Below are 2494 nucleotides of genomic sequence, written 5' to 3'. Positions count from 1 at the left end.
TGTTGATTTGCGCTGAGAGTTGACCCGGGATTTGCACTGAGAAGTGACCCGCCTTTTAGGTATCGTTCGTGTCGGTCGTCGTGGTCAAGCTTCTCCGTTTCTCCTTTGCCGTTTTGGGTTCATGTGCAGAACTATTTTTGAAGCGGAAGCTGTCGTTTCCGGTTTCAAGGATGTGGCAATGATGGGTGAGCCGGTCGAGCAGTGCGGTTGTCATCTTTGCATCGCCGAAGACGCTGGCCCATTCGCTAAAGCTGAGGTTGGTGGTGATGATGACGCTGGTGCGCTCGTAGAGTTTACTCAGCAGATGGAAGAGCAGTGCACCGCCTGAGGCGCTGAACGGCAGGTATCCAAGCTCGTCGAGAATGACGAGATCGGAATGGACGAGACGGTTGGCAATCTGCCCTGAGCGACCTTGTGCTTTTTCCTGTTCCAACGTGTTGACCAGCTCGACAGTCGAGAAGAACCGCACTCGCTTGTGATAATGCTCGATGGCCTGGACGCCGAGCGCGGTGGCAATGTGCGTCTTGCCCGTACCGGGACCACCAACCAGCACAATGTTGTTGGCGTCGTCGAGGAAGTCGCAGCGATGAAGCTGTTGGACGAGTGCCTCGTTGATCTCGCTGCTGGTGAAGTCGAAGCCGTTCAGATCACGGTAGGCCGGGAAGCGCGCCGTCTTGAGCTGATATGCGGTTGATCGGACCTCTCGTTCGGCCGTTTCCGCCTTGAGAAGCTGGGACAAGATCGGAATGGCGGCCTCGAACGCCGGCGACCCTTGTTCGGTCAGATCACCGACGGCGTGGGCCATTCCATGCATCTTCAATTGCCTTAGCATGATGACGATCGCGCCGCTTGCCGGGTTATGACGCATGACGAACCTCCGTCTTTCTCAAGGTATCGTATCGTTCGACATTGGCCTTGGGCTCATTGGTGAGCGTCAGTGCCTGAGGTGCGTCGAGGGTCGGCGGTGTAGAGGATTTGCCGTCGACCAAGCGATGCAGCAGGTTCAGCACATGTGTTTTGGTTGGAACGCCGGACTTCAGCGCCATGTCGACGGCTGAGAGCACTGCTTGCTCGTCGTGCTGGAGAACAAGCGCCAGGATGTCGACCATCTCGCGATCGCCGCCCGGCTTCTTGAGCAGATATTGCTGCAGGGTCCGGAATGCCTCCGGCATCTCGATGAAGGGAGCGCCGTTTCGTAGAGCGCCGGGCTTGCGCTGCACGACCGACAGATAATGCCGCCAGTCGTAAATGGTCTGGCCCGGCCGATCATGGGAACGATCAATGACGCGGCGGTGCTCGCAGACTATCTGACCTTCTGCGGCGACGACGACACGATCCGGATAGACCCGAAGGCTCACCGGACGATTGGCAAACGATGCCGGGACGCTGTAGCGATTGCGCTCCAGATGCACGAGGCAGGTGGGCGTGACCCGCTTTGTATACTCGACGAACCCGTCAAATGGCCTGGAAACGGGCATCAAAGCTGGTGTTTCCTCTGCCCAGATGTCGGCGATGGTGCCACGCATCTGACCATGTGGGGTCTTTGCCCAGAACTCCTTGCTCCGAAGCTCAAGCCAATCATTCAGGGCTTCCAATGATGGAAAGCGCGGGACCGGTTGAAAGAAGCGATGACGCGCATCCTGAACGTTCTTCTCGACCTGCCCCTTCTCCCAACCTGACGCTGGATTACAGAACTCGGGCTCGAACAGGAAATGGCTGGCCATCGCCATGAATCGGACGTTGACGTCGCGCTCTTTTCCACGGCCAACCTTGTCTATCGCTGTCCGCATGTTGTCGTAGATGCCGCGGCCGGGAATTCCGCCGAAGACGCGGAACGCATGATTGTGCGCGTCGAACAGCATCTCGTGGGTCTGCAGCAGATAGGCTCGGACGATAAAGGCCCTGGAGTAGCTCAGCTTCGTATGTGCCACCTGCAGCTTGGTGCGTTCATTGCCGATGATTGCCCAATCTTCAGACCAGTCAAACTGGAAAGCCTCACCCGGCTCAAATGCCAGGGGGACAAACGTGCCGCGTCCTGTTGTCTGGAGTTCTCTCTGTCGGTCCGACTTCCATTCTCGAGCAAAGGCTGCAACGCGGCAGTAGGAGCCGTCATAGCCCAAGCTTACCAAATCAGAATGCAACTGCTTCATCGTCCGCTTCTGCTTGCGGCTCTTCTCGGATTCGGTCTTCAGCCAGGCTGATAGCCGATCCGCGAATGGATCGAGCTTGCTCGACCGCTCCGGGACGTTGAACTTCGGTTCAACGCCGCCGGCACGCAGATATTTGCGGATGGTATTCCGGGATAGGCCCGTCCGGCGGCATATCTCCCGGATCGATAGATGATCCCGAAAATGCCAGCGTCGGATTACGCTCAGTAACGCCATGTCGATCACTCCAAAGCCCCCGCTGAAACCACAGGGGATGATTGAAACATGGGTCAATTCTCAGTGATATTTTCCCGCAATCCCGGGTCAGCTCTCAGCGCAAATCAACA

Annotated in this window: 2 protein-coding genes; both read right to left on the bottom strand. The window is 57.3% G+C overall.

The window, feature by feature from the left end; translation table 11 throughout:
* Positions 1–55: 55 nt before the first annotated feature.
* Positions 56–868 (bottom strand): IS21-like element helper ATPase IstB, encoded by an 813-nt coding sequence (istB, locus tag AB4048_RS28660; RefSeq protein ID WP_442205325.1) that lies wholly within the window; start codon positions 866–868, stop codon positions 56–58.
* Positions 858–2384 (bottom strand): IS21 family transposase, encoded by a 1527-nt coding sequence (gene istA, locus AB4048_RS28655; protein WP_442205326.1) that lies wholly within the window; start codon positions 2382–2384, stop codon positions 858–860. The genes istB and istA overlap by 11 nt, the downstream gene beginning before the upstream one ends.
* Positions 2385–2494 lie beyond the last annotated feature (110 nt).

Origin of the sequence: Rhizobium sp. RAF56 (genome assembly GCF_052113965.1) — a bacterium.
Taxonomy (GTDB): domain Bacteria; phylum Pseudomonadota; class Alphaproteobacteria; order Rhizobiales; family Rhizobiaceae; genus Rhizobium.
Note: the sequence above shows the minus strand (reverse complement) of the source record. Positions and strands in the feature narration are given on the sequence as shown.